The organism is Tetragenococcus solitarius NBRC 100494 (assembly GCF_001544195.1).
GTDB classification, from domain to species: domain Bacteria; phylum Bacillota; class Bacilli; order Lactobacillales; family Enterococcaceae; genus Tetragenococcus; species Tetragenococcus solitarius.
Genome location: NZ_BCPY01000020.1, coordinates 15,392 through 40,122, shown reverse-complemented (window position 1 = coordinate 40,122; position 24,731 = coordinate 15,392). Strand labels below are relative to the sequence as shown.

At 34.1% G+C, this 24,731-nt stretch carries 25 protein-coding genes and 2 pseudogenes; 1 reads left to right on the top strand and 26 read right to left on the bottom strand.

The annotated features are described in order from the left end of the window. Positions 1 to 66: 66 nt before the first annotated feature. The 12 genes from TS1_RS07195 to TS1_RS07140 form a co-directional block, all read right to left on the bottom strand. Positions 67 to 681, bottom strand: coding sequence for an HAD family hydrolase (locus TS1_RS07195; protein WP_068709282.1), 615 nt, complete (start codon positions 679 to 681; stop codon positions 67 to 69). A 15-nt stretch (positions 682 to 696) separates the two neighbouring features. Then, positions 697 to 3,444 (bottom strand): sigma 54-interacting transcriptional regulator, encoded by a 2,748-nt coding sequence (locus TS1_RS07190; RefSeq protein ID WP_068709280.1) that lies wholly within the window; start codon positions 3,442 to 3,444, stop codon positions 697 to 699. A 111-nt stretch (positions 3,445 to 3,555) separates the two neighbouring features. Continuing rightward, the gene (locus TS1_RS07185) at positions 3,556 to 4,521 is read right to left on the bottom strand and encodes an SIS domain-containing protein (RefSeq protein WP_068709278.1); all 966 of its coding nucleotides are present in this window, start codon (positions 4,519 to 4,521) and stop codon (positions 3,556 to 3,558) included. Positions 4,522 to 4,580: 59 nt separating this feature from the next. Continuing rightward, positions 4,581 to 5,396 carry a PTS system mannose/fructose/sorbose family transporter subunit IID gene (locus tag TS1_RS07180; RefSeq protein WP_068709277.1) on the bottom strand — a complete coding sequence of 272 codons (816 nt, stop codon included), beginning with the start codon at positions 5,394 to 5,396 and terminating at the stop codon, positions 4,581 to 4,583. A gap of 17 nt (positions 5,397 to 5,413) precedes the next feature. Continuing rightward, positions 5,414 to 6,193, bottom strand: a complete 780-nt coding sequence (locus TS1_RS07175) for a PTS mannose/fructose/sorbose/N-acetylgalactosamine transporter subunit IIC (RefSeq protein ID WP_068709275.1) — start codon at positions 6,191 to 6,193, stop codon at positions 5,414 to 5,416. 23 nt (positions 6,194 to 6,216) lie between these two features. Then, a complete protein-coding gene (locus TS1_RS07170) occupies positions 6,217 to 6,687 on the bottom strand; it encodes a PTS sugar transporter subunit IIB (RefSeq protein ID WP_068709273.1) in 471 nt (156 codons plus the stop codon). Continuing rightward, entirely contained in the window at positions 6,684 to 7,103 is a 420-nt protein-coding gene (locus tag TS1_RS07165) for a PTS sugar transporter subunit IIA (RefSeq protein ID WP_068709271.1), read from the bottom strand. Before TS1_RS07165 ends, TS1_RS07170 begins: the two co-directional genes overlap by 4 nt. A gap of 229 nt (positions 7,104 to 7,332) precedes the next feature. Then, positions 7,333 to 8,160: a PTS system mannose/fructose/sorbose family transporter subunit IID gene (locus tag TS1_RS07160; protein WP_068709269.1), complete on the bottom strand. Its 828-nt coding sequence runs from the start codon at positions 8,158 to 8,160 to the stop codon at positions 7,333 to 7,335. After that, positions 8,161 to 8,904 carry a PTS mannose/fructose/sorbose/N-acetylgalactosamine transporter subunit IIC gene (locus TS1_RS07155; RefSeq protein WP_068709268.1) on the bottom strand — a complete coding sequence of 248 codons (744 nt, stop codon included), beginning with the start codon at positions 8,902 to 8,904 and terminating at the stop codon, positions 8,161 to 8,163. A gap of 12 nt (positions 8,905 to 8,916) precedes the next feature. Further along, positions 8,917 to 9,381, bottom strand: coding sequence for a PTS sugar transporter subunit IIB (locus TS1_RS07150; protein ID WP_068709266.1), 465 nt, complete (start codon positions 9,379 to 9,381; stop codon positions 8,917 to 8,919). Beyond that, positions 9,374 to 9,805, bottom strand: coding sequence for a PTS sugar transporter subunit IIA (locus TS1_RS07145; RefSeq protein WP_068709264.1), 432 nt, complete (start codon positions 9,803 to 9,805; stop codon positions 9,374 to 9,376). Before TS1_RS07145 ends, TS1_RS07150 begins: the two co-directional genes overlap by 8 nt. Positions 9,806 to 9,835: 30 nt before the next feature. Continuing rightward, the gene (locus TS1_RS07140) at positions 9,836 to 10,810 is read right to left on the bottom strand and encodes an SIS domain-containing protein (RefSeq protein ID WP_068709262.1); all 975 of its coding nucleotides are present in this window, start codon (positions 10,808 to 10,810) and stop codon (positions 9,836 to 9,838) included. 209 nt (positions 10,811 to 11,019) lie between these two features. Here TS1_RS07140 and TS1_RS07135 point away from each other — a divergent pair, with 209 nt between their 5' ends. Continuing rightward, positions 11,020 to 11,772, top strand: a complete 753-nt coding sequence (locus tag TS1_RS07135) for a GntR family transcriptional regulator (protein WP_068709261.1) — start codon at positions 11,020 to 11,022, stop codon at positions 11,770 to 11,772. A 192-nt stretch (positions 11,773 to 11,964) separates the two neighbouring features. On the opposite strand, the gene rhaD is transcribed toward TS1_RS07135, so the two are convergent. From rhaD to TS1_RS07070, 14 genes and pseudogenes are all read right to left on the bottom strand, one after another. Beyond that, entirely contained in the window at positions 11,965 to 12,771 is an 807-nt protein-coding gene (gene rhaD, locus TS1_RS07130) for a rhamnulose-1-phosphate aldolase (protein ID WP_068709259.1), read from the bottom strand. Beyond that, the gene (locus TS1_RS07125; RefSeq protein WP_068709257.1) at positions 12,768 to 12,992 is read right to left on the bottom strand and encodes a hypothetical protein; all 225 of its coding nucleotides are present in this window, start codon (positions 12,990 to 12,992) and stop codon (positions 12,768 to 12,770) included. Before TS1_RS07125 ends, rhaD begins: the two co-directional genes overlap by 4 nt. A gap of 1 nt (position 12,993) precedes the next feature. Next, entirely contained in the window at positions 12,994 to 14,340 is a 1,347-nt protein-coding gene (locus tag TS1_RS07120; RefSeq protein ID WP_068709255.1) for a PTS galactitol transporter subunit IIC, read from the bottom strand. A 2-nt stretch (positions 14,341 to 14,342) separates the two neighbouring features. Further along, positions 14,343 to 14,624, bottom strand: coding sequence for a PTS sugar transporter subunit IIB (locus tag TS1_RS07115; RefSeq protein WP_068709253.1), 282 nt, complete (start codon positions 14,622 to 14,624; stop codon positions 14,343 to 14,345). Positions 14,625 to 14,641: 17 nt separating this feature from the next. Beyond that, complete coding sequence (locus TS1_RS07110) at positions 14,642 to 15,103, bottom strand: PTS sugar transporter subunit IIA (RefSeq protein WP_068709251.1); 462 nt, start codon at positions 15,101 to 15,103, stop codon at positions 14,642 to 14,644. Further along, positions 15,100 to 15,960, bottom strand: coding sequence for a PRD domain-containing protein (locus tag TS1_RS07105; RefSeq protein WP_068709249.1), 861 nt, complete (start codon positions 15,958 to 15,960; stop codon positions 15,100 to 15,102). Before TS1_RS07105 ends, TS1_RS07110 begins: the two co-directional genes overlap by 4 nt. A gap of 200 nt (positions 15,961 to 16,160) precedes the next feature. After that, positions 16,161 to 16,762, bottom strand: a pseudogene (locus TS1_RS07100) (AAA family ATPase). Next, positions 16,755 to 16,967: pseudogene (locus TS1_RS12395) on the bottom strand (ketose-bisphosphate aldolase); the annotation flags it as partial. The pseudogenes TS1_RS12395 and TS1_RS07100, both read right to left, overlap by 8 nt. Positions 16,968 to 17,623: 656 nt before the next feature. Then, positions 17,624 to 19,525, bottom strand: a complete 1,902-nt coding sequence (locus TS1_RS07095; RefSeq protein ID WP_068709247.1) for a BglG family transcription antiterminator — start codon at positions 19,523 to 19,525, stop codon at positions 17,624 to 17,626. A 74-nt stretch (positions 19,526 to 19,599) separates the two neighbouring features. Further along, entirely contained in the window at positions 19,600 to 21,054 is a 1,455-nt protein-coding gene (locus tag TS1_RS07090) for a glycoside hydrolase family 1 protein (RefSeq protein ID WP_068709246.1), read from the bottom strand. After that, the gene (locus tag TS1_RS07085) at positions 21,054 to 21,410 is read right to left on the bottom strand and encodes a PTS lactose/cellobiose transporter subunit IIA (RefSeq protein ID WP_068709244.1); all 357 of its coding nucleotides are present in this window, start codon (positions 21,408 to 21,410) and stop codon (positions 21,054 to 21,056) included. The genes TS1_RS07090 and TS1_RS07085 overlap by 1 nt, the downstream gene beginning before the upstream one ends. A gap of 26 nt (positions 21,411 to 21,436) precedes the next feature. After that, the gene (locus tag TS1_RS07080) at positions 21,437 to 22,681 is read right to left on the bottom strand and encodes a PTS sugar transporter subunit IIC (protein ID WP_217994586.1); all 1,245 of its coding nucleotides are present in this window, start codon (positions 22,679 to 22,681) and stop codon (positions 21,437 to 21,439) included. Between the two features lie 7 nt (positions 22,682 to 22,688). Next, positions 22,689 to 22,994: a PTS sugar transporter subunit IIB gene (locus tag TS1_RS07075; RefSeq protein ID WP_068709240.1), complete on the bottom strand. Its 306-nt coding sequence runs from the start codon at positions 22,992 to 22,994 to the stop codon at positions 22,689 to 22,691. Positions 22,995 to 23,199: 205 nt separating this feature from the next. After that, positions 23,200 to 24,702: a PTS transporter subunit EIIC gene (locus tag TS1_RS07070; protein ID WP_068709238.1), complete on the bottom strand. Its 1,503-nt coding sequence runs from the start codon at positions 24,700 to 24,702 to the stop codon at positions 23,200 to 23,202. Positions 24,703 to 24,731 lie beyond the last annotated feature (29 nt).

Below are 24,731 nucleotides of genomic sequence, written 5' to 3'. Positions count from 1 at the left end.
ATGTACAGTTGCTTTTTATTATCTTAAATTATAAATCAGCGAAGCTACTTTCGTAAAAAATTTTTCCTACACAATACCCAATAAATCCAGTAGTGAACTTATCTGACAATCAGCACTACTTTGGTCTACTTCATAGAGTTGTTTCAATGCTACCGTATAAAGACCTGCGGCTTTTGCAGACGCAATACCGATAAAAGAGTCTTCTACAGCGATTGCATTACCACCCAACTTTTTAGCGCTTATCTGATAAATTTCCGGGTGGGGCTTGCTTTCTTGCAACTCTTCCCCACTAATTAAATAGTTGATAAAAGAAACCAACCCGCATTGCTCTACCATCTCTTCAATGTTTTCTCTTTTAGAGGAAGAAGCAATGGCAATTTTTTTCCTTCTTGCTTTTAACTCTCGCATGACCTGTTGAACTTCTGGTTTTAAAAATTGTCGAAAATCAATGGGATTCTTTTGTTGAAATTGTTCATAATCTTTTTTTAACTCCCAACGTAATGACTCATCTTCCACTAATTGTTGCCAGGTAGCTTCTTCTGTCTTTCCTATATAGTCACCTAAATCTCGAGAACCTGGTTTTAATCCAATTGAATCAAAATATTCCATACGTCGTTCAAAATAAAATTGCTCACTATCAATCAGTACCCCGTCCATATCAAAAATAACGCTCGTATACATCGTTTCTCCTTATCTTTAACTAAATATAATATCATTTATCAAACGCAATTCTAAGCTTGATACTTTAATCGTATACTTTTCTTCGATGTTTTGTAAACTGCGATGAATTTTTTCCATCATTACACGATTTTCTTTTACATATTCGTCAATATCTTCTTGTTTATCCACTTCTTCTTTGCGCAAAATTCGTTCAATCATACAACTAATATGCAGAAAAAGAAGGTACTTCTTATTGGCATCAAATGTTATCTCTAGTACGCGTTCTATTTCATTAATTGTTTCGCTCACCAAATAAAGTACTCGATCTGCATCTAAAATCGTTAAATTTTCTACCATTTTTTTCAAAGAAAAATTGAAAATAAGCTCTTGTTTTAAGCCTTGATCATCTACCCTAAAATGTTGTGCGATATTTTGCACAAATTCATCGATTAATTCACCATTGACTAGTTTATCTAAACCAAAATATGGCACATTTTCTATTTCCGGATTTTCTGTTCCAACAATTGCTAAAACATTATATATATGAAACGGCAGTTCCCGACGTTTATTTTCTTTTAACTTTTGATAATCATAGGGTAAAACAGTCAAAGTTTCACCTGTTTTGCCTAAACTTTTTTGCAAAATTTCTTTAATTTGGACTGCACTTCCCATTCCTGTATAACAACAGGTAATAATGGCTTTCTTTTTATCTGCTTTTGGCATGGCGAGTTGCTTTTTTATCGGCAATGTCTCATTAATTTGTTCAGAGATTTCAAAAATCGTTTGGCTATTATTAATAAGGTTGCCGACTTCCAACAGTAATGGAGCATTAAAGGAGTCAATAACAAGTAAGGGTGTTGAGATTTTTGATGCTAGCTTTTCAGTGATAAGGTTTAAAGAACCCATATCAATCAGCACGATAAGTCCTTTTTCAACCGGATAATTTTCAATATATTGAAACACTTTCTTTTCTACTTCATCTACCGTAATACCTAGTGGCATATCATAAGCGTGAAAAATATTTTTTTGTAACATCCGATTGGCAACATTGGCCATACTGCTTGCAGTCGAATACCCATGAGCTAACACAATAGCTTTGGTACTGGTATCTGTCATTGTTAGATTCATACTGTGTAAATATAAAGCAATAAATACAATGTCCTCGTCCAGTACTTCACTATCCAGATGTAGCGACAATGAATTTAAAAAACGTTTAGCTAACCATACTTCATCTCTCATCTGCTCTTCTAAAAAATGTAGAAGAGAATTCTTTAACGTTATCCAATCTGTATGTTCGAGTAAAAAATCTTGATTTTCTTTTACATATAAATAATTAGCAATAGAAAGGATTTTATTTCCATCTTGGTCAAAACCATAGTTTTCATTCATAAATTGAAAAGAAGAACGTATATTATAAGTAATAAACGAGAAAAAGGAAGTCTCTTTGTCTTCAGGTGTAAAAAATACGAATTCATCCATTAATAATACAACGTTTTCCGTAGCAAAAGAGATCAACTGTCCAGGCGTTAACACCCCATCTTCAACCTTTTTATAATCATCTAACAAACGAGTAAAAAAAGTCTTCAAGCGTTTTCTTTCTGAAGTTTCTAAATCAGGTTGTATTTCCGTGTTGGGCAAATAAACCCGTTCATCCATAAGACGCTGGCTAGTAACTTTAGCAGAAGAAAATGGTTGTAACAAATTTTCTATAGGAATGTCCAATAACTTGACGTTAATTCTTTGGTTGTCATGTTGCTTAGCATAAGCATTTCCGCAGGCAAATTTAATTAAGTTCTTGATTTTTCCCACATTGCCCTCTAAATCGGCGTCAAGCAAAAAATGAATCACTTTACTCGATACAGAAAGTTCTTTTTGTAAAATGTTGCTTTCCTGAATAAAAAACTGATCGATCAACTGTAATCTTTCAGGTTGTGGACGTTCGTGAAAACTCGGCAAACTAACGACCACAGGTAAACGGCGTAAAAAAGTCGGTAAAAAAGCCGATTCGATGTCTTCAGTAGTAGCAAAAATTAACCGGATATCAGCTTTCTTCCTAACACTATCATTACCGATAGGAGAATACTCCCCAGTATCCATAAAAGTAAATAATTTTTCCTGTCCTTCTTCTGATAAACGGTGCACTTCATCTAAAAACAACACTCCTCCATCAGCTGCATCTAATAAACCTTCTTTATCCGTATCTGCTCCAGTAAAAGCGCCTTTTGCATAGCCAAAAAGTACACTAGACAATAATTCTGGATTATTAAAATATTGGGCACAATTATGAGAAATGTAAGGCGCAGAAAAAGTTATAATTTGCTTTTCTACCATATATTCATAAATTTTTTCAGCTAAAAAAGTTTTCCCCGAACCGCTAGCACCCAGCAGCATAACAGGCAAGCCACCATTAGGATACATAGCCGCAGTTTTTACTTGGTTAATTTTTTCCTTTAAACTGCCAAAAGCTCCTATAATAGTTCCCAAAGGATCTTTTTCTTTATTCTTTGTTGGAGCTTCAGAAAATAATTCTTCGAAAGAGTCGTATTCTAAGTGATTGGCTTCAAAAAATGTTTCCGCAAAAGCTTGCTTATGTAAAAAAGAAACGGGGTATGTTTTAACTTTTAATAATTTCTGTTTTCGAAATGCTTCGTTCAAGTAGCTGCTTACCGTACTACGGTTTAAGCCAACTTGTTGAGAAATAGAACTTGCCGAAAAACTCGTTTTAGCCGTCTGACTGTAATCTTTTGTTAACTTATATAAATAATTTTCAATATCTTTTCTCATTTTTCACAGCTCCTTAGACGCCTTGCCATCACTTCTATGTTTTGGGTATGAAAAAATAAAAATGCTAATTAGTCAATAGGCTGAGGCAAAATGCCTCAGCCTAAAAGTTTCTTAGTACTCTAGTTTCCACATATAACGACGCTTTGTCAATGGGTGTTGTCTTGCTTTTGAAAGTTCTTCAGCATACACTCGAAAGACAGCTGTAATCACAAACGGATTAAAGTAATCAATGACGGATTTATCAATCACAGAAGACAATCCATAATCCAGCGCATCCACAACCGCAGCTTTAGCATCAAAACGCTCTAAGAATGTTAAGGCACGTGCATCCATCGCTCTTGTTGTGCCATCATTCATTAGAAGTACAAATGGTACATCTTTATCAGTAATTTCAAATGGACCGTGGAAAAATTCACCTGTATGGAAAGTCCCTGAGTTAATCCATTGCATTTCCATCATCAAACAAACGGAAGTAGAATAAGCGACTTCATGCGTTGCCCCGCTACTCATCACATAAATGACTTTTTCATCTTTAAAGTGTTCCGCAAATGATTTCGCGTCTTTTTTTGCATCTAAAGCGGATTGTTGCGCCAGGTCATAAATCTTATCAAAACCACTTTGCATTTCCTCATAATGAGCATAGCCTTCAATCTGATTTAACAACTCTACAGCTAATTGTAAAGCATAGCCCGTTTTTTCTAATTTAGCGGCATAATTTTCAGCAAAGCCATGTAAGATAACATAGTCTGCATCTTTGGTTAAAGGAGAACCTTCACTACGGGTTAAGCTAATCACATGAGCACCCTTTTCTTTAGCTACCGTATTTGCTTCGACGGTTTCGGGAGTAGTCCCCCCTAATGAAGCTGTAATTACTACTGTATTTTCATTTACTAAAGCAGGTGTTGCATAATTAAATTCGTTAGAAGTATAGTGACTTACACTTAATGTTTTTGCGTTTTGGTCTAAGAAATATTTTGCTGGATAAAGATCTGCTTTTGAAGCACCACAACCTACAAACACCACATGGGCGATTTCATTTTTTCCTAAGATTTCTTTGATAATACTTTTTGGATTCATTTAAGAATACCTCCTAAAAAATTTTTTTATATTAAACCAAAATGGTTTATTATAGCGAGTTAATTTAAAATACCTAATACACTAAATACCACGCCTCCAACAATACAAATTGTCAATAACCAGCCAGTTGAAACTTTTTTCTTAATCAACCAGTACATAATAAAAGTAGCTGCTAAAGAGAGCATTTGTGGTAAAATATCGTCTAAAACATCTTGCAACACAAACGTTTCACCAAAGTGAATAGGGGTTTCAAGCCCGATCATACTAGCAATCATCGAACCGATGACCATCAGACCCACAATCGAACAGACATACATCACTCGATCCATCAGACCTTCTTCATAAAGTTTGGTTAAATATTTGTTCCCCATCGTATAACCTAACTTTCCTCCATAATAGGTAACTACAAAAGAAGGGACGAACGAAATAACCATTGCTAAAATAGGTCCTAATATGTTCCCTTGTCTAGCTAAATTAATTCCTAAACCGAAAGCCAAGACACGAATCGTTCCTTGAAAGAATGAATCGCCAATTCCAGACAAGGGTCCCATCAAACTCGTTTTCACAGCATTGATGGTTTCAGGATTAAAGTTCTCACGGTCTTCATAGTATTGCTCTTCCATCGAAGCACTCAACCCTAGAACGAATGCACTTGTTTGCGGCGTACAGTTGTAATAAATCATATGACGTTGGTAAGCTTCTTTTTTCAATTGCCCATCTTCGCTGTTTTTATAAATATTATCCAAAACTGGTGCTATTCCATACATAAACCCCATATTCATCTGTCGCTCATAGTTCCAAGAAGCCTGGATTGCCCAAGAGCGCCAGAAGAACTGCCAATATTTCCAACTATTTGGATCTTTTTCTTTCGCCATTAGAATCTCCCTCCAATTTATAAGTCATCTTCAAGTGGGTCTACTTCAGCAGAACCACCGCCACCATTGCCGCTGTATTTTACTTCATACATTACAAATGCAACAATACATGCGAAAAAGGCTACGCCTGTAATACTCAAACCAGAATATGCTGTAATCAAAAAGCCTAACAGTAAATAAGGAACCAGACGATTGGTCAACATAGTATTAAGCAAAAGAGCAAACCCGAAAGCAGGCAAGATCTTACTTGCTACATTTAGACCGTCGGTTAGCCAAGTCGGGATCATATCAACTAATTGTTTAACTAGATCTGTACCAAAATAGATCGCAAGGAAAATCGGAACAAAATAAGACAGACTATATAAAATTGAGCCATAAATAATATGAATTCGTTTTGCTGCATCAAATTTTCCTTCTTCAATTAAGGTATCTGCTCGGTGAGAAAAATTAGATAACACTGTCCGCATAACAATAGCAAGCATTTGTCCTAAAACCGAGATAGGAATAGCAATAGTCAAAGCAGTTTCTGCATTCGCATTTGAAAAAATTGCAAACGCTGTGGCAATAATTGAAGCCATATTCATATCTGGAGGCGCGGCTGCACCAATATTAACAATTCCCAAAGACATCAATTCAAGCGAGGCCCCAACCATAAGTCCTGTTTGTAAATCGCCCAAAACAATTCCTACTAACGTACTCACGATGAGTGGACGTTCGAAATTCAGACGACCTAATAATCGAGAATCAAGAATACAGAAAACACCGATAATTCCTAATAAAATCGATTGAACCAACATAAAAATTCCTCCTTTTCTAGTCGTTATAATTTATTATTCAAATCTTCTTTTTTAGACGTTGGCACCTGTTGCATATACAAATGAATACCTAAGTCTCTTAATTTTTTGGAATCCTCTACTTCAGCAGGCGTTAAATGAATCGCGTTACTGTACTGTTTGGCATCCTCTTTTTTCGGAATACCCCCATAATTAATTTCTTTAATTTTAGGGTAAGCCTCACAGAACTTTAATGTTTCCTCCGTGTTCCCAAAAATTAGCATGATAGAATCATTTAATCCTTCAATTTTTTCCATTTTTTTAATCGTTTCATCTACAGTAAAAATATTAAGCTTCATTCCCGAAGGTTTTGACAGATTTAAGGACATCTTTTTAAAATCATCTGTCGCGGCTGCATCATTAACAACAATAGTGCGCGTAATACCCAAAGCTTTACTCCAAGCGAAAACCACCTGTCCATGTAACAAACGATAATCAATACGTACTAATTTAATCATAAGTCGTCCCCTTCCTTATTCATTTCTTTTGCAAGAAATGCATTACAATTAATAATTCCTTGCTGGCTTTCTTGAATAATTCTATCTAATTCGCTTTCGTTTATTTTGTCCGCTTGAGTGGCAATTCCTACAACTAACCCTAAGTTCATTCCTGCAATTAACGTAATATTGGGTTGGTTGAGTAGTGTAAGAACCTCGTTGTTTACACTGCCACCAAAAATATCAGTTAATATGTAGATCTCATCGCTTTTATTAAACGTTTTTATTTTTTCATTTATACGATATAACAATGCATTTTCATCATCTCGATAACTAGAAAAAGCATAAATATTATCTAATTCCCCAATTAGCATGCTGACAGTTTGTAGCATTCCTTTAGCAAGATCACCATGACTTACTAGTAAGATTTGGTTCATCGTAACCCTCCTTTTTGCGTCTTTGTAAATATAGAAGCAAATTACGTGCCAAAAAAATATAATCCTTTAGAATCAAGAATAAGACATTGTTTTCTGAATATTCTCAACAGTATTTTTATTCCTTCAACAGTGTGAGTTAAATAGTGTTGGAAATAAAAAAAGACCTTATCTGTAAAGTAAGTAATTTTCTACTTGCTTTACGGATAAGTTTCATTACAATAATCTAACGTTATAAAACACCAATCATACTTAATACCATGCCAACAACAATAGCCCCTAAAAGAAGCCAGTTAGTACTAAGTTTTTTCTTTATAAGACTATACATTATCAAAGTAACAATTAAAGGCAACATACCTGGGAGAATAGAGTCCAGCATATCTTGCAGAACTAATTCTGTTCCACCTGTGGTAAATTTTATGGGTGTTTCAATAGGAACCATACTGGCCACCATGCCCCCAACTACAGATAAACCAATAATTGAAGCAAATTGCATTACTCGATCCATTAATCCTTCTTGATACAATTTAGCAAGATATTTATCGCCTGAACGGTAACCCAACATCGTCCCATAATACGCTGTTAATAATGAAGGAATTGCAAACAAAGCAACTGCCAAAATAGGGCCTAAGATGCTTCCTTGCTTAGCAAAAGATAAACCGATCCCAAATGTGATAATACGTAAAGTACCTTGAAAAAAAGAATCACCAATCCCAGCAAAGGGTCCCATTAAACTTGCCTTAATCATAGATATGGATTCAACATTAAAATCTCCAGTGTTACTATTGGCGTTTTGTTCTTCCATTGAAGCTGCTAAACCCATAATAAAAGTTGTCATCTGAGGCGTACAATTAAAAAATTCCATATGACGTTCGTAAGCTTCTTTTTTTCTTTCTTCATTATCCGCATAAACTTTATCAAGAATCGGCGTCATGCCATACATAAACCCCATATGCATTTGTCGTTCATAATTCCAAGAACACATAATCGTCATCGAACGCAAGAACACTTTTGTCAAATCTTTCTTCGTAATTTGTTTATTTTGTTTTACAGTTTCCATCTATACGGACGCCTCCTTTTTAAAGTTCATCTGGTCAACAATAAAAGCCAAAAAGGCGCTAAAAATTGTCACTCCAATTAAATCAAGCCCTGAATAAGCCACAATGAAAAAGCCGAAAAGAAAATATGGAACTAACTTTTTACTTAACATAGTACTTAATAACATCGCAAAACCTAGTGCAGACAGCATATTACCAGCTACAGTAAGCCCATCTGTAATTATTTGAGGAATCATATCCACCAAGTCTTTGACAACCCCTGCTCCAAAATAAACAGTTAAGAAAATGGGAATAAAATAAATAATCGCATTAAAAATAAATGACCAATAGATATGAATAATTTCAGCTGTACGAAAGTTTCCTTTTTCAATGGATGTGTCAGCCACATGTGCGAACTGGGCAATAACCATACGCATTATAATACTCATAAACTCTCCTGCAACGGCTACTGGAATCGCAATCGTAAGTGCTGTTTCAGTAGAACTTCCTGATAAGATAGCAAATGCCGTAGCAATAATACTTCCTAGTTGCATATTTGGTGGTCCTGCTGCACCAATAGAAACCATTCCCATTGATATTAATTCAAGTGAAGCTCCTAAAGTAATACCAGTTTTCAAATCACCTAAGGCTAAACCAGCCAATGTGCTTAAGATTAAGGGTCTTCCAATATTTTGTCTTCCTATTAAACGAGAATCAACAACTGCTAAAACACCAACTAAACCCAGCAATATTGCTTTAACAAGCATACAAACCCCTCCTTAATTACCAAAATTAACATGCTCAATTGCTGATGAAGGAACTTGCTGAACAAAAATTTCTATTCCTTTATCAATCAGTTTATGAGTAGCCTCTAGTTCATTTTCATTTAAATACACAGCTTTACCATAAGGTTTTGAGTCTGCTTTTTTCGCTACCCCACCAAAATTTATTTCTCGAATTTCTTCAAGAACATCGGTTAACTCCAATGCTTCCTGTGGTCCTTTAACCAAAATCATATATAGGTCGTCCTTTTCCTTTTCTACAATCGACGCCACTTCACCAATTGGTACAACATCCAATTTAGCTTCAGCTGGTTTTGCAATTGAAAGCGCCATTTTGTTCATAGGATCGTTAGGAACTTTGTTATCTGCTACAATAATATGATTAACTCCTAACTGCTTGGTCCAAGAAAAAATTACCTGTCCATGTAATAACCGATGGTCCACCCTCACTAATTTAATCATTGACCGTTCCTCCTCTCAATAACTCGTTAACATAAATAATACTCTCTTGTGAATTTTTGATTACCTCTTTAAACTGAATATCTTTTAGTTGTTCCCCCGCTTCTTGTTTCATCAGTACCTCCAGTAAAAGTGGCAAATTAATGCCTGAAACAATTTCAATGGCCGCTTTTTTCATGTACTTGATTGCTATATTAGCAGGGGTACCACCTACTAGATCAGTAAGAATTAAAAGAGGTTGTGTAGGATGCACGTCGATCATTTCTACTAAACTTTTTTCAAAATCTTCTGTAGACATGTTTTCCTTAAATGTGAGCAATTCAACATTTTCACACTTACTGTTTAAAATTAAAGCTGCCGCATCTAAATACCCATTACATAAAGAACTATGCGTAGTTATTATTATTCTAAACTGTGCCTTTGTCATCGTGCACAACCTCCTCTGATCAAAATAATTTTAGTATTCCATCTGCCACATATATCGACGTACGTCCAATGAATGGCCTCTTTCAAAAGCGATAGATTCAACCATTTGACGAATAACAACTCCAGAAAGAATCGCTGCAATATACTCTCTAGCTTCTTCTTCTACAGAAGTAAGATCAAAATCTGCTTGATCTAATACAACAAATCGATCACTAAATTTAGCTGTAAATTTCTCTACCCGCTCATCTAAATAACGAGTACTTCCTATACTCTTAATTAAAATAAATGGCACATCAAAATCTACAATTTCAAAAGGACCATGAAAAAACTCACCAGAATGAATAGAATTAGAATGGAGCCACTGCATTTCCATAAACCAACATGCGGCCGTAGAATAAACCTCTCCATAGTTAATACCACTGCCAATCGTGTAAATAATGTTGTCTCGTTTACTGTCTTTTCCCCATTGTTTAGTGAATTCAGCATTTTCTTTTTTTGTTTTTATTGTCAACTCATTTAACTTACTTAAAGCTTTGAGACAAATTTCCCATTTTTCTGAGCCATCTAAAGTAGATAAAAGTTTAAATACAAGTCCATACAGAATGGCTTTATTTAAATCACTCGCATCTGCTTCTTTCCCCCAATCATAATGAATTGGGTATTCAGCAGCTTGACAGAGTGGTGAAGCAATCTCATTTGATAAAGCAACAACAATAGCACCTTTTTCCCTAGCTTTTTTTGCAGCATTAACCGTTTCTGGGGTATTTCCGGAGTGTGAACAAGTTATAACCAATGCATGATCATTAACCTCTTTGGGCGTATCATAAACAAACTCATTAGCTGTATAAACATGGGCAGGAATGCTAGTTTCTTTGTCTATAATATATTGTCCTGCCATTAATACTGCTTGAGAGCCACCACATGCAGTAAAATAAACATGGGTAATTGACTTTCCTTGTAGCCCCTCGATTACTTTATTAATTTGTTCTTGATGTTCCGTTCTCATTTTATCCCTCTCCCAAATTAGTATTATAAAATTATATAAATTTATAATACTAATTATAATGATTTCAAAACTTTTTGCAATAGTTTTAATTAAAAAAATTTTCTGAAACTTTTCTATATAAAATAACGATATACAATAGTCATGTTTAGTTATAGTACTATGTTATAATTAAATAGAATTAGATAAAAATTGATAAGGAGAAAAAAATAATGGATTCAAAAAGTAATCGAGCACTTTATCTTCAAGTAGAAGCAGATATCAGAAACGATATTATGCAAAAAAAATATCTTCCAGGAGAAAAACTACCCACCGAAACTGAAATGTGTAAAATTTATAATGTTAGTAAAATTACGATACGAAAAGCATTTGAATTGTTGACTAAAAATGGTTTGGTAGAACGCTCACGAGGTAGGGGGACATTTGTAAAATTAAACAAGGAGAAAGTATCTTTAGGTGCTACACAAGGTTTTAACCAATTTTTAGAAAAAACTGGGCATTCAATAAAAAATAATATTCTTTCGACAAAATTAACTAAAGCAGACCCTTTTTTGGCTGAAAAATTACAAATTCAACTTGAGGCGCCGGTCATAAATATTCAACGATTAATGTGGGATGACGAAGTTCCTATTGCTACAGATAGTTTCTTTGCAGCAGCTGAAAATTACCCTGGTCTTTTAGATGAAATCAACAGCTTTGGTTCTTTATACGATTTATTAGAAAAGAAATATAAAGTAACAGCATATCGTTCAAAGATAGAATTTAGTGGTATCATTGCTAAACCAGAATTAGCTGATCTCTTGCATTGCTATACTGGTGATCCTTTGTTTGTCCTTGATAAATTAAGTTATACTAAGAATGATGAAGTTATACATTTTTCAACTTCAACAATTCGCTGTGATCGTGTTAATTATGTTATTAATGTTTCTGGACAAGGAAAAATTAATGGTATTGAGCTGGGATAGAAATTTCTGTGGTCTTCTTTCTTTTTAAGTGATATGCGACTCCCACAAGTATATAGTCAATGTAGTATGTAGATATTGCTGTAAATTTCTTTATTAAAAGCCCTCTTATAGTATAATAGAATTTTTGTTATTTCTATTGATTACTATAAGAGAGCATATTAATAAAATATAGTTTGAATATTTTAGCTTGTCTTATCCATTAATAATTCCCTTTCTAGGAGTGACATCAAAAAAGTCACATACCTCTATTAATTGTTTATCTGTAATTCCAGTAGTTATTCTTTTGTCAAACGTATTCATATATATTTTAGCTGCTTTGTTGACTGTTTCAATTAAACCAAATGCATCATTTAAACTACTTCCAGTTGCTAAAATACCATGATGAGCCCAAATAACAATTCGACAATTTGTTAATTTTTTGGCAGTAGCTTTTCCAATCTCTTCATTACCACAAACCATCCAAGGCAATACTCCCACGCCGTCAGGAAATACAATAATGCATTCTGTAATCATTCCCCATAAAGAACGGGTCAGCGTCTTATCATCTAATTCATGGACAAAAGTCATCTCAGAAATTTCTGTAGCATGATTATGCACCACAACTCTATGTGTTGGATCTACTTCTAAACGCGAACTGTGAGAAAGTATGTGCATGTAGATCTCACTAGTTGGTTTATTATTATTTTCAAATCCTGCTACTATCGTATATCCCTCTTGTTCGATTCTAATAACCCCAACTGTTGTTTCAATAGAATTTTTTACCAAGCGAAAATTACTACCCGAAGCTGTAATAATTAAGTAGTGACCAACTAAATTATTGGGAATATTTTCTAATTTTATAAATCTTGGAGTTTGGTCACAATAGATCACTTTTGTTTCTTCAGGAGATAAAAGATAGCTAATATTTCCACCATTTTTTTCATCCCATCCCATTTGCCACATCGTATAGGTCAAGTTAGCTAGCTCTTTGACAGCAGTTAATTCTGTATACTTTATCATTTTTTTAATTTCCTTCTTTCTTTTCTGACATAGTCCTTACGTTTTTTATCCCATTTTTCATCAAAACTTTTAAATAACAAATCATAAGCAAATATTCTTACCATTAGAATTAAACCTAATGCCATTAAACTTAAAACCCAATTTTTATAGATAAATCCACATAAAAGCAGCACGGCATCTAATAAAACAAGTATTGTCCAGCAAATTTTTCCTTTTTTCATATTACTCATTTTCTAATGATTGGTTATATTTTTTCTTACTCGTATACATCCAATAAAATAAACCTAACCAAATAATTAATAAAATAACGCTTAAGATATTTCCTGAAAAACCTGTCGCAAATAGATAACGAATGTCTGGGCCTTCAAAAGTACTCCATGACAGTAACTTTCCTTCTGGTACGTTTGCCGCGCCAGTTTCATTTGCTAAACGAGTTACATATTGAGCAAAATAAGTGGCACCATATAAGAAGAAGGGAGCAGAGATAACGCCGTGAAATATCATTCTTCCTAGGTTGGCATTAGTCATTAGTAATGCCCCGACCACAAATGAAAGGTTAATTATTCCCGCAAAGGGTAGTACAATATTTCCTGGCAAAACAATCGCTAAAACTAGTAATACTGGAATAGTTATAATGACTGCTACCCATAGTTCATTACGTCCTGCTAATATAGGCCAATCTAAACCAATGAAGACTTCTTTTCCTTCAAAACGTTTTTTCATAAAGTCTGAAATAGCTTCTGAAATTGGAGATAATGCTTGAGAAAAAAGTTTAGAAACCATTGGAAATAGGGTTAAAGCAGTAGCCGCCTGAACCGCTAATTGTAGAGAACCTGCGATACCGTAACCAGAAGCCAATCCTAATAACAAACCGATAATACCGCCCATTACTGAATTTTCACCAAAAATTCCAATTTTTTCTTTTAAAGCATCCGCATCCATAGGACGGTTAAAAAAGGGGATCTTTTTTAATAATTCATCAATAGGAAAAAGCAAAGTACATATTAAAGTAATAAAATGTGGTACGGTAACGCCAGGTATACCCGTCAATCTTTCAACTTCTGGCCCCCATATATCACCTGCTTTTAATTCCAAAATAATTTGAATGGAAGCAGCCACAAAACCCCAAAGTGTACTTCCAGTAATATAAGAAACCATAACAGCTGTAAAAATTTTGTTCCAAACGTTCCACATATCAACATTTAATGTTTTCGTACGATTTAAAATTAAAAGTACAATGTTAACGCCAATTGTCAGCGGAAACATTAAAAATGCATAAGGCCAGGCCCAAGAAATCGCCGCCATTCCTGGCCAACCGCCATCAACCGCTGGCAAGTTAACCCCAGTACTTTTAGCTAAACTTGCTGCAGCATCGCCCATAGACCCCATCATATAATCAATAAGAATTGACATTCCAGTAAATGCGATACCTAGAGTCAACGCAGAAGTAAAAGCTTCGGAAAATTTCATTTTCATACAAAGACCTATAATTAACATTAAAGCTGGTACAAAAACAGCTGCTCCTAAATCATTTAATATATAATTAACAACAGTCTGAAGTACATCCATAATTATTCCTCCTCAAGTAGATCAATAATTTTTTGTAATTCTTCTTCCTGCCCCATGCCTGTTAAGAAAGCTACACCGTTAAATACAGGAATGTTAAATTCTTCTTTTGATTTAACGATAGATACATATGCATCAGCGTTTTTTACATGATGTTTTAATGATTTAATATCTACTGCTTCAACATCAGCAGGTACTTTCCTTTCTTTTAATAATTTTGCAAGTTTTGAAGCGACCGTCTGTGAAGTGGCAACTCCTGAACCACAAGCTACAATAATTTTTTTCATAATAATTTCCTCCCAATTTATAAATTATTTTTTATCAATTCTGTAATTTCCTCGGCTGATACCGCACCTTTATATTGTTCAACAAATTCATTTCTAGTAAAACATTGCATTAAATTCGATAATAAACCTACTTGCTTTTTAGGTTCATTAATCCCTAAAACTAAAATGTCTTTTACTGGCACAATAACATCATCAGTGCCCATTTGGTAAAACTCTACCGATTTTATTAAACGATAAATAGCAACAAAAGGTTGCCTAATATGAATAACATCGGTGTGCGGGATAGCAATAGCAAAGTGGTCTAATTGTAAACCTGTAGGATAGGTACTTTCCCTTTCAAGAATCGCCTTTTCAAATGTCTTTTCAACATAACCTTTAGTATACAAATCATTTGAAATAGTATGAAAAAAATCTTGTTGGTTATCTACCGCTAAATTGAGGCTAACTAACTCGTTTTTAAAGTTCTCCTTATAACTCATCTACTTTCAACTCCGTTACTCAGTATTCTGACTAAATGCAATAAAAGATAAAAATCCTCATAGTTTTCAAATATTATATTGTGATTTACATAAAGTTGTTCTTTTATCTTTTTAATTATTTGTTTTTCAAGCGGATACATCTCAAAAGTTAAATCATAAATTTTCTTAAACTCAGAATTTTCGTTATTTTCTTTTTTAGCTATTCTAGAAAGACTTCTTATAACGAAATATCTTAAATGAATAATAAACCTAGAAAAAGCAATTGTTTCCCTATTCATGACCTCATGTGTTTCCTTTTCTATAATTTCGATCGTTTCGTTCAAGATGTCGCTTAGTTCAACTACATTTTTTAAAGAATCATTTTCAACTAATCCATTCACAAAATGTAGAGTAAAAAAGGAAACCTCTGCACTTGGAAGACTAAAATCAAATTCTTCCTGTAAATAATGAATCGACCATTCTGCAATTTTATATTCTGAAGGATAAAGATATTTTAATTCATAATGAAAAGGCTCTGGAATTTCAACCTTATCTCTATATTTTTCTTCAAGAAATTGAATATGACCGGCCAAGGATAAAATGAAATTACCTGTAAATTCTTTACCAAGAGTTTTTTCTGCATATGAAGCAATTTCTTCAGCAGCTTGAAGACTTTGATCATCAATATCATCAATGAATTCTCTTACACCGCCTTGTTCTGGTACCATTTTATAAAACTTAACATTTTTCTTATTATCGACCACATCCCCTCTCTTTTTACCAAAGCCAATCCCTTTCCCAACAACGATACATTCGTTACCATCATTGTTTACTAATAAGGCGTTTTGGTTTAATGATTGTACGACCTTCAAAATCATCCCTCCTAATAAAACAAAAAAGGCATAATTAAGTATTCTTTCGAATTACTTAATCATGCCTGATCAAACAGTTACACTGATATTTAATTTTTGTTTCCTCTTACAACTTCATATTATTATTTTTCTATAAAATAGTCAATCATTTTTTTAATGAAATATTAAAAAGCAATTTTTTATTGGATCCAACTTACAATTTTAATTCATAGTCGACCTAAATACTTTAAAAGCTCAGTATAATCTACCTTATTAAAGTCTGTTACGTCAAACTCCCATACCTCTCCTAAAGCAAATTGGTCATATTGACGATCCTCTAGAATTTTCCTAAATTCAGATTTAGTGATTAAATTATCCGCCTGCGTTCTATCTTCTAAATGGTCGCCATAATGATAGTGAGTCATAATGTGACTTAAATGTCGATCATTTTCCGATCTCGCACTTTTCTACGTTGCCATAATGTTTCAAATTCTGCCCTCAATCGGACTGTAATGACATGATAACCATAATTTTCTGACAAATGTTTAAATTGATCCTTTTGTTTATCAGAAAAAGGATATTCAGACAGAATAAACTGCTTACCCAACTGCATATAAATAGCCAATATGCGATAATAGTTAATCCAGACCTCTTTTTCTAATTGAGCTTTTTCAGATAAATCATTATAACCTACAGAATTTGCGATGGTTTCTTTTAATTCATCTGGTGTAACAATAAAAACTGACGGAATCACTTTTTGTATCTCATGTACTAAGTAACTTTTACCAGTTGCAGGGCTCCCTGCAATTAAAATCAAATATTTATTCATCTGTGTTTCGACCTACATTCATAGGCTCAGTTAAGTTCATAAATAATCCAATTTTATGTTTAACTGTTTCTTTTACTTTCATATTTGCTGGAATAATATTATGCCTTAATGATTTGTTTACTTCCGTTGCACCAAAATGATCTTTCGCTTCTTGAGTCCAGCCCACTAACAATTCTGTTCCTACATTAAATTTACGAATTCCATTTTAGGGATATAAACTCACTTGACTGCCTTGGGCCGATAGGTCATCGATCGAATCTCCTGAACAAGATTTGATAGAAGTAAGGGGGAAGTTCCTCCACAGGCATCTTATCAACGCCCGGAGTCCCTTTATTTTTTTTGACCTGCTCCATGGCTTGTCTCATATTTTGATGGCTCGTGATCTTTTCTATGAATCTCATACGCTGTTCCTCCTCTAGGCGTAGATGGATCCAAGATCGTCCTCACTCCTTTTCCCATCCATAGTTACGTTCTACCGTTCTAGGGTAACCTCATTTCCGGACTGCTTGAATATTTTCTTCTAGCGATTCACACTATACAAACATTCAGCCCTTCACTACATGAAACAGTAGCTACTATGGCCTCAGCTGACTTCTTACGACAAACCTTTTTCGACCGTTCGCAAACGTCCGTAAGATCTCCCAGGGTAAGACATTTATCTTTCTCTCCACAACCTCTTGATTTACTGTCTTGGTTTTACGTTTACCTTTTGGACTTCAGCTTGTGGCTCCCTACGCTTGAAGATAATCATCCGCGGCTAGATTTTCACTAGCTAGACAAATGTCATGCCTGGCACACCCAAAAAAACACAAAAAGTTATTGAATAACTTTTTGTGTTAGTTTTTTCATATCGCTCATTTATCACGCTAATGATTTAAACATTAACTTCAATTTAAACACTAGTTCTGTGAAATCGTCTGACATTGCCAACTCTTTAACGTTAACTGAGTCTGATACAATTTCAATAAATTTCTCAAAAAAATCATTAAACGGCTTTGATTCATGCTTATTTATGGCAACTAATGCAATGATACTAACAAGGTATTGATTCCAAACGATGGGCTCTTGTAACGTCATGATTGAGATTCCGCTTTTGCAGGCGTCATGTTCCATCGAGTGTGGAATAGCAATTCCAGAAGGGAAACTGGTAGGAGACATGATTTCTCTTTTTTCCACATTTTCTGCAAATTTACTTGTTACATAATGTTCCTTTTCCATTTTGTCAACCATTTGCTTACGTAGCATTTCAGGGGTTAATTCTGCTGGATCAATTTGGGCAAAATAAAGTGACGGCTCAATAAAAGAATTAATTGAATCATTAAATAGACGATTTTGGATATTCTTTTTTTTCAAATTGATTCTTGCTTCGATTTTTTCTAGATCTTTTATTGTCAATAAGGGGTGGACAAACAACGAACCAGAGAGTTGATTGGCTTTTTTTCGATCTGTAGTCAAAATAATGTCTCCATTAAGTAGTTCTTTTTTTTCATCCATATTTTGAATAATAATGTCATTGCCAAAATTGTCCTGTAATTTTTTGATCATATTTGTACGTATATTATGATAATCCTCAACGAATAACACCACTTTTATTTGCATTCGTTCTTCTTTTTTATTTTCTAAAAAAGATCCAATATGTAAAGCAATAAAAGAGATCTCATCATCATTAAACCAGATACCTAACTGTTCTTGAATTAAAGAAGAGATATAAACTGCAATATCAAAAGTGAGAGGATAGGCAGTCTTTATATCTAATAATCCAGTATTTCTAGTAAAAGTTTCATACTGTGAACGATCGTATAAGCTTTGTAAATGAATAGCTAATTTTGTAAAAAATTGTTCATCTTCTAATTGAATAAGATAAGTTGTTTTTACATCTTCCAAAACATTTTTTAATACTTCGATAATTTTAGATTCAACAATTTGTCGTAGTTCCATGTTTTGTAAAGTGGCTTGCGTTTCTTTTTTTAAACCTATAAATAGTAATGCCAACTGATCTAACTCTTCTTCTGAAAAAGCAATATGATAAGCGTGAGACAAAACATCTGTAATTTCTTTGGCTGTTTGAAACTCGTAAGTATCTTTAGAAATAAGGGCCTTTTTGATTTTCGTTATCACATTTCCTTGGCGAATTCGTTCGATACTTATCGCATAATGCAATACGATGTTATTCATTGAATACTGATTGACATAAATTGCTCGCCTATTCAACACATTTTTTATTGTCTCTTCTAATTCTTCCAAGGAAATATAACCAATCATTTCTTGAATTTCCTGCTTTAGCTTTTCTTGATAATCTCCTTCTTTATATAATAAAGAAATCATATAACTTCGCTTAGCCCGTTCAGTTCCTAATAGTTTAACGTTATTTTGCTGAATCACAATTTGTAATTTCGTATGTGCAATTTCCGTTTTCAAATCTTGAATATCATTTTTTAATGTTGATTCAGCGATGAATAATCGTTCAGCTAGTTCAAATAAGTCAATTCCCCTTTCAGAACTTTTCAATAATAGTAAAAACAGTGTAGACTTTCGTTCATTTTGTTCATCTCCAAGGATCAAACCATTATTAGTAAAACTTCCTTGATAGCCATAACGACTAGCAAAGACCAGTCCTGGATTTTCTTGATTAATTTTTGTTACATTATTTCTTATTGTTCGAGTTGTACAGTTGCAAAAATTGGCTAGTTCTTTTGAAGTAACCCAACGGTTTTTATTTTTTCTTAAAAAAGACAGAATATTTTTTTGGGTATCTTTTCCCATTTTTACAGCCTCCGTTTTATAAAAACCAATCGCATCAAAAGTCAACTGCTACCATGCCTACTGCTAATTTTTTACTATTGAGTATCTAAATCTTCTCCATTTGAAGCAATGACTTTTTTATACCAAGCAAAACTATCTTTTTTGATTCTTTTTCCAGAACCATGTCCAGTATTATCTAGATCAACATAAATAAAACCATAGCGTTTTTCCATTTGAGCAGACGAACAACTAATAATATCAATGGGTCCCCAAGCACAATACCCGATGACTTTTGCTCCGTCATAAATTGCATGTTTAATTTCTTTAATATGTTCTGCTAGATAATTGATACGATAGTCGTCGTGAATTTTGCCATTTTCTAATTTATCGTACATACCAAAACCATTTTCGGCAATCAAAATTTGCTTTTCATAACGGTCCCAGTATTGAGATAAACAATTATACAAGCCTTGGGGATCAACAGCCCATCCCCATGGGTTTGCTTCTAAATTAGGGTTAGGGGCGGTTGAAGTTAAATCCATTGTATTTTTCCTAGAATCAACCATCTGCGAATAGTAGTATGAAATAGCTAAATAGTCCATTGTGTTATTTCTTAATAATTCCTTATCTGCATTGGTAATATCTACATTAATATTATTTTCTGCAAAATAATTTAAAGCGTATTTAGGATAGTGGCCGCGAAACTGTACATCCGTATAGAAATATTGCATACGATTTCTTTTCATCGCTAAAACAACATCATTTGGATCGCAAGAATAAGGATAAGCTGTACAATCGGCCACCATTGTTCCGATCATTAATTCAGGGTTAATTTTTTTTGCATATTCATAAACCTTGGCACTAGCAATAAATTGATTATGAATGGCTTGGAAAACTGCTGATGGATAGTCATCCACTGTATCATAAGCAATAGCTGTTGAGTTAAAAGGTTCAAACTGAATTAAATTAATTTGGTTAATAACAATCCAATACTTAACTTTATCCTTATAGCGGTCTAAAATAACTTTTGCGTATTTAACAAATAAATCAATGACCTTTCGGTTATGCCAACCCCCATAATGTAATGTGATACTAATAGGAGTTTCATAATGTAAAATAGTAATAATTGGTTCCATTCCTAATTCAATAATTTTATTGATTAGATTATCATAATAACGTAGTCCTGCTTCGTTAGGAACATCTTCTTCTCCTGTAGGAAAAATTCTGGTCCAATCAATAGATGTCCTAAAACACTTAAATCCCATTTCTGCTAATAGTTCTAAATCTTGCGGAAACGTATGATAAAAGTCAATTCCATGGCGTTTAGGGTAATAGTGGTATTTATCATGTATATTTTCTTTTACTTGTTCTAGCGTCATTCCTTTTAACTGTTCTTCATGAATTTCTTCATTCGTTTTATCGGGATAATATGGATGGACATCTGCTAAGCTAATACCTTTGTCATCTACCCCAAAAGCTCCCTCAGCTTGATTAGCTGCAATTGCACCTCCCCAAAGAAAATCCTTTGGAAATTGAAATTTGTTAGTCATTATTTAGCCTCCTTAATTTTTTGATCCGCTTTCTTGAATAAACGGATCAAATGTTCACTTAGCAATATTTCACTTTGTGCTGTCATTAATGTATCTTGCGCGTGACAAAAAAGAGTCGAATAACGAATTTGCTCTCCGCTTGCTTCTAGTTGTAAAGTATCTGTTTGTAAGCCATGTGCAGTAACAATTTCTTTTCTAGCTAATTTTATTTTTTCTTCTGCTTCTGTAAAATTGTCTTCTTCCAATTTATTCAGCGATTGGACTAACTGTTCACGTGCATTTCCCGCATGGACTAAAATATTCATCGATAATTCATTTAGTTCATCATTTTCTTCTATAAATTCTTTTTTTGACATAACTTTCCTCCTAAACAAGATTAACATTATCCTTCTGTTTCAACTTCTTCTGCTTCCTTTTTAAGTAATGAATTATCATAAGCCTTGAAAAAGGGTAAAAACACAAGCCAAGTCACAACAAAAACAAGAATAGCTACGATAATTGCCCGCCAATCTTGTGTAGCAAGATAAGAAGTAATAGGATAAGGTACATACCACAGTAAGAAAGATTGCGTAGGAATGTTTACTACACCAATCGACATTGCAAAATAAGCAATACTTGGCACGATAATACCATTAATCCACATAGGCACCATCAGATAAGGATTAAATGCAACTGGGGCACCAAACATCAAAGGTTCATTAATATTAAAGATGGAAGGAATAAATACAGCTTTCCCAATAGCTTTTAGCTGTGCTGATTTGCTTAGTATTAGTATCATAAAAGCAAGCGCCAAGGTTGTTCCAATTCCACCCATAGAAGAAAAGGCGTAGATAGTTTCTTGTGTCGCAATATTAGTCGCTTCCTGCCCATTAGAAGCCGCCTGAATGTTTTCTGCTAAACCAGCCATATATACCGGATAGATCGCTGGCATCATGACCCATCCTGAAATACCAAAAGTATACAAGAATGCAGGAATAAATACCGATAGTACAAATCCTGGATATGACTGAACAATAGCCGCTAATGGTTTAAACACATAAATAACGATTTCAAAAAAGTCCACATTGAATTGCACAGTGATGAGCCAACCGATTAATAGTAAAAAAGTAATAGGCAACAAACTATTAAACCAGCCAACAACAAAATCCGGTATCGGCGTATCTTCGTCAAAAAAAGAATGTTTGGCAGCAAAGTTCATAATACAACCAACAAATAGACCTGTAATAATAGCCAAAAACATCCCTGTTGCGCCAAATCTTTCTAAAGTAAAGGTAATATCACCTTTTGCATTTACTGTCGGATATAACAACATCATAAATAGCACCAAACCTGTTGAGCCAGTAATTAATTTCTGACTATTTCCCTTTTTTTCCATCAAGTAATAAGGGATTAGAAACGAAACCACTAGACCAAACATTCCAAAAGAAAAATTACTGATAAGAGAAAAATCCGGTAAGCTATCGAAAAAATTATTCAACAAAGAAACCACCGTGATGATGGAACCAACGAAAACTAAAGGCAGTGCCGTCATAATAGAATCTTGAATGGACGCAATCCAAGGGTTTTTTACGATTTTGTTTACTCGCGGAGCAAATTTATTCGTCATAAAATCCATAATTTTATTCATCATTGTCTTAACCCTCCATGTTTAAAATCATCTCGAGTGCTTTTTTACCGTCCAATGTTCCATAAACAGCTTGTGGGATTACTGCAATTTTTACGTTTTTTTCCTGTGTCTTTTCTTTAAGTTCGTCAACCATATAGGATAGATGCGGACCGATCAATAAATAATCAATTTCATCGATACGTTCATCTAATTGAGATTCACTCGCTGCTTTTACATCCACTTTTTCACCTTTTTTTTTCGCTGCTTTACGTATAGCACCTGCCATAAAACCACTTGATGCACCAGAACCACAAATTAATAAAATATTTTTCACTTTTGACACCGCTTTCTATTTATTTATAAAGTTATTATAGGGGTACAAAAGTTCAGGGACAAACTTCTTTTTTTCCTAGTACTAGGAAAAATCATAATAAAAGACCATCTCTATTTCAAAAATAGAAATGGTCCTACTGTTATTTAATTAAAATATAAAGAGGTAGTTTAATTAATAAAAACCTAAAAAATAGCTTGATTACTACTTAAACGTCTTTCCCTAAAATTTGATTAATTTCTTGTGAAAGAATGTCTGCCTTACCACCAAATACTGCTTGTATCCCACCTTGAGCTTCAAAAACTGCCGTAGCACCCAGATTTTTTATTACTTCTTTATCTACTTTCTTTCCGTCTATTACTGATATACGTAGACGGGTAGCACATGCTTCCACAGATTCAATATTTTCTGAATTACCAAGGGCCGCTATAATAGTATTGGCTTCCTCAGTTAACGAACTATTTTCGGCTGTTTTACTAGTACTAGTTACTTCTGTATTACTCTGCATCCCTGGTATGGCAATTTTAAATTTCGTAATACAAAAACGAAATACACAATAATAGATGACGGCCCAAGCAATACCTAAAGGCACTACTAATATCCAATTCGTCTTATCATTTCCTTGCAGCACACCAAATAACAAATAATCTATCAATCCGCCAGAAAAAGAATTTCCAATTCTAATGTTTAACAAATCTGCTGCTAAAAAGGAGAATCCATCTAAAACAGCGTGTATGATATATAACCATGGTGCAACAAACAAAAACATATATTCAATGGGTTCTGTAATCCCAGTTAAAAACGAAGTAAGTGCCCCACTAAAAAATAGTCCACCATTTTGCTTGCGATTGATTTTAGGGATGGAGTGATACATTGCCAAACAAGCTGCAGGTAACCCAAACATCATGGTAGCAAAACGACCAGCAAAAAAGCGAGTGCCATAAGTAAATAATCCTGTATGGTTCGGATCAGCTAATTGGGCAAAGAAAATATTTTGCGCACCGGTTACCATATGCCCGGCAACCATTTCAGAACCACCCAAAGATGTATACCAAAATAATGGATAAATAGTATGGTGCAACCCAACTGCTCCAGTTAGTCTCAATAAAAAACCATATAAAAATGTGCCTAGACTACCCATTTCCGCTATATTTTCGCCAAGGGTTGTCAGTCCATCTTGGATGGGTGGCCAAATAAGATAGAAAAAGGCCCCTAAGAAAATAGCAGCAAATGAGGAAACAATAGGAATAAAACGTGAACCCCCAAAAAATCCTAGAAACTGTGGTAGTTCAATCTTACGGTATTTATTATGTAAATACGCTACTGTTCCACCGATAACTATAGAACCGACCACTCCTGTATCAATCGTTGCGTCTTTAGCAGAAAACAACTCCAAAAAACCACTGATAGTGGCTGTATAAACTAAATAAGCAACACCACCTGACAGGCCAGCTGTCCCTTTATCTCCGTTGGCTAAACCAACCGATACACCAATAGCAAAAATTAATGCTAAATTAGAAAAAACAGCATTTCCTGCATAATTCATGATACTTAAGATTGTTTGTAACCAGTTCTGATCCAAAAAAGGATAAGCTATCAAAGCACTTTCATTAGTCAAAGCGCCTCCTAGCCCAAGTAACAAACCAGCTGCTGGCAAAATCGCAATCGGTAACATCATAGCCCGGCCGATCTGTGAAAACTTCTTAAACATTCTTCCCACTCCCTTTTACCAAAATTTTA

What these genes read in the sequence shown, in the direction of transcription:
- TS1_RS07090 (WP_068709246.1), bottom strand. Translation starts at nt 21,054, where the DNA reads ATGACTAACAAATTTCAATTTCCAAAGGATTTTCTTTGGGGAGGTGCA.
- TS1_RS07135 (WP_068709261.1), top strand. Translation starts at nt 11,020, where the DNA reads ATGGATTCAAAAAGTAATCGAGCACTTTATCTTCAAGTAGAAGCAGAT.
- TS1_RS07140 (WP_068709262.1), bottom strand. Translation starts at nt 10,810, where the DNA reads ATGAGAACGGAACATCAAGAACAAATTAATAAAGTAATCGAGGGGCTA.
- TS1_RS07095 (WP_068709247.1), bottom strand. Translation starts at nt 19,525, where the DNA reads ATGGGAAAAGATACCCAAAAAAATATTCTGTCTTTTTTAAGAAAAAAT.
- TS1_RS07165 (WP_068709271.1), bottom strand. Translation starts at nt 7,103, where the DNA reads ATGAACCAAATCTTACTAGTAAGTCATGGTGATCTTGCTAAAGGAATG.
- TS1_RS07080 (WP_217994586.1), bottom strand. Translation starts at nt 22,681, where the DNA reads ATGAATAAAATTATGGATTTTATGACGAATAAATTTGCTCCGCGAGTA.
- TS1_RS07180 (WP_068709277.1), bottom strand. Translation starts at nt 5,396, where the DNA reads ATGGCGAAAGAAAAAGATCCAAATAGTTGGAAATATTGGCAGTTCTTC.
- TS1_RS07150 (WP_068709266.1), bottom strand. Translation starts at nt 9,381, where the DNA reads ATGATTAAATTAGTGAGGGTGGACCATCGGTTATTACATGGACAGGTA.
- TS1_RS07195 (WP_068709282.1), bottom strand. Translation starts at nt 681, where the DNA reads ATGTATACGAGCGTTATTTTTGATATGGACGGGGTACTGATTGATAGT.
- TS1_RS07155 (WP_068709268.1), bottom strand. Translation starts at nt 8,904, where the DNA reads ATGCTTGTTAAAGCAATATTGCTGGGTTTAGTTGGTGTTTTAGCAGTT.
- rhaD (WP_068709259.1), bottom strand. Translation starts at nt 12,771, where the DNA reads ATGATAAAGTATACAGAATTAACTGCTGTCAAAGAGCTAGCTAACTTG.
- TS1_RS07105 (WP_068709249.1), bottom strand. Translation starts at nt 15,960, where the DNA reads ATGATTTTGAAGGTCGTACAATCATTAAACCAAAACGCCTTATTAGTA.
- TS1_RS07190 (WP_068709280.1), bottom strand. Translation starts at nt 3,444, where the DNA reads ATGAGAAAAGATATTGAAAATTATTTATATAAGTTAACAAAAGATTAC.
- TS1_RS07185 (WP_068709278.1), bottom strand. Translation starts at nt 4,521, where the DNA reads ATGAATCCAAAAAGTATTATCAAAGAAATCTTAGGAAAAAATGAAATC.
- TS1_RS07085 (WP_068709244.1), bottom strand. Translation starts at nt 21,410, where the DNA reads ATGTCAAAAAAAGAATTTATAGAAGAAAATGATGAACTAAATGAATTA.
- TS1_RS07115 (WP_068709253.1), bottom strand. Translation starts at nt 14,624, where the DNA reads ATGAAAAAAATTATTGTAGCTTGTGGTTCAGGAGTTGCCACTTCACAG.
- TS1_RS07110 (WP_068709251.1), bottom strand. Translation starts at nt 15,103, where the DNA reads ATGAGTTATAAGGAGAACTTTAAAAACGAGTTAGTTAGCCTCAATTTA.
- TS1_RS07170 (WP_068709273.1), bottom strand. Translation starts at nt 6,687, where the DNA reads ATGATTAAATTAGTACGTATTGATTATCGTTTGTTACATGGACAGGTG.
- TS1_RS07160 (WP_068709269.1), bottom strand. Translation starts at nt 8,160, where the DNA reads ATGGAAACTGTAAAACAAAATAAACAAATTACGAAGAAAGATTTGACA.
- TS1_RS07120 (WP_068709255.1), bottom strand. Translation starts at nt 14,340, where the DNA reads ATGGATGTACTTCAGACTGTTGTTAATTATATATTAAATGATTTAGGA.
- TS1_RS07070 (WP_068709238.1), bottom strand. Translation starts at nt 24,702, where the DNA reads ATGTTTAAGAAGTTTTCACAGATCGGCCGGGCTATGATGTTACCGATT.
- TS1_RS07145 (WP_068709264.1), bottom strand. Translation starts at nt 9,805, where the DNA reads ATGACAAAGGCACAGTTTAGAATAATAATAACTACGCATAGTTCTTTA.
- TS1_RS07175 (WP_068709275.1), bottom strand. Translation starts at nt 6,193, where the DNA reads ATGTTGGTTCAATCGATTTTATTAGGAATTATCGGTGTTTTCTGTATT.
- TS1_RS07125 (WP_068709257.1), bottom strand. Translation starts at nt 12,992, where the DNA reads ATGAAAAAAGGAAAAATTTGCTGGACAATACTTGTTTTATTAGATGCC.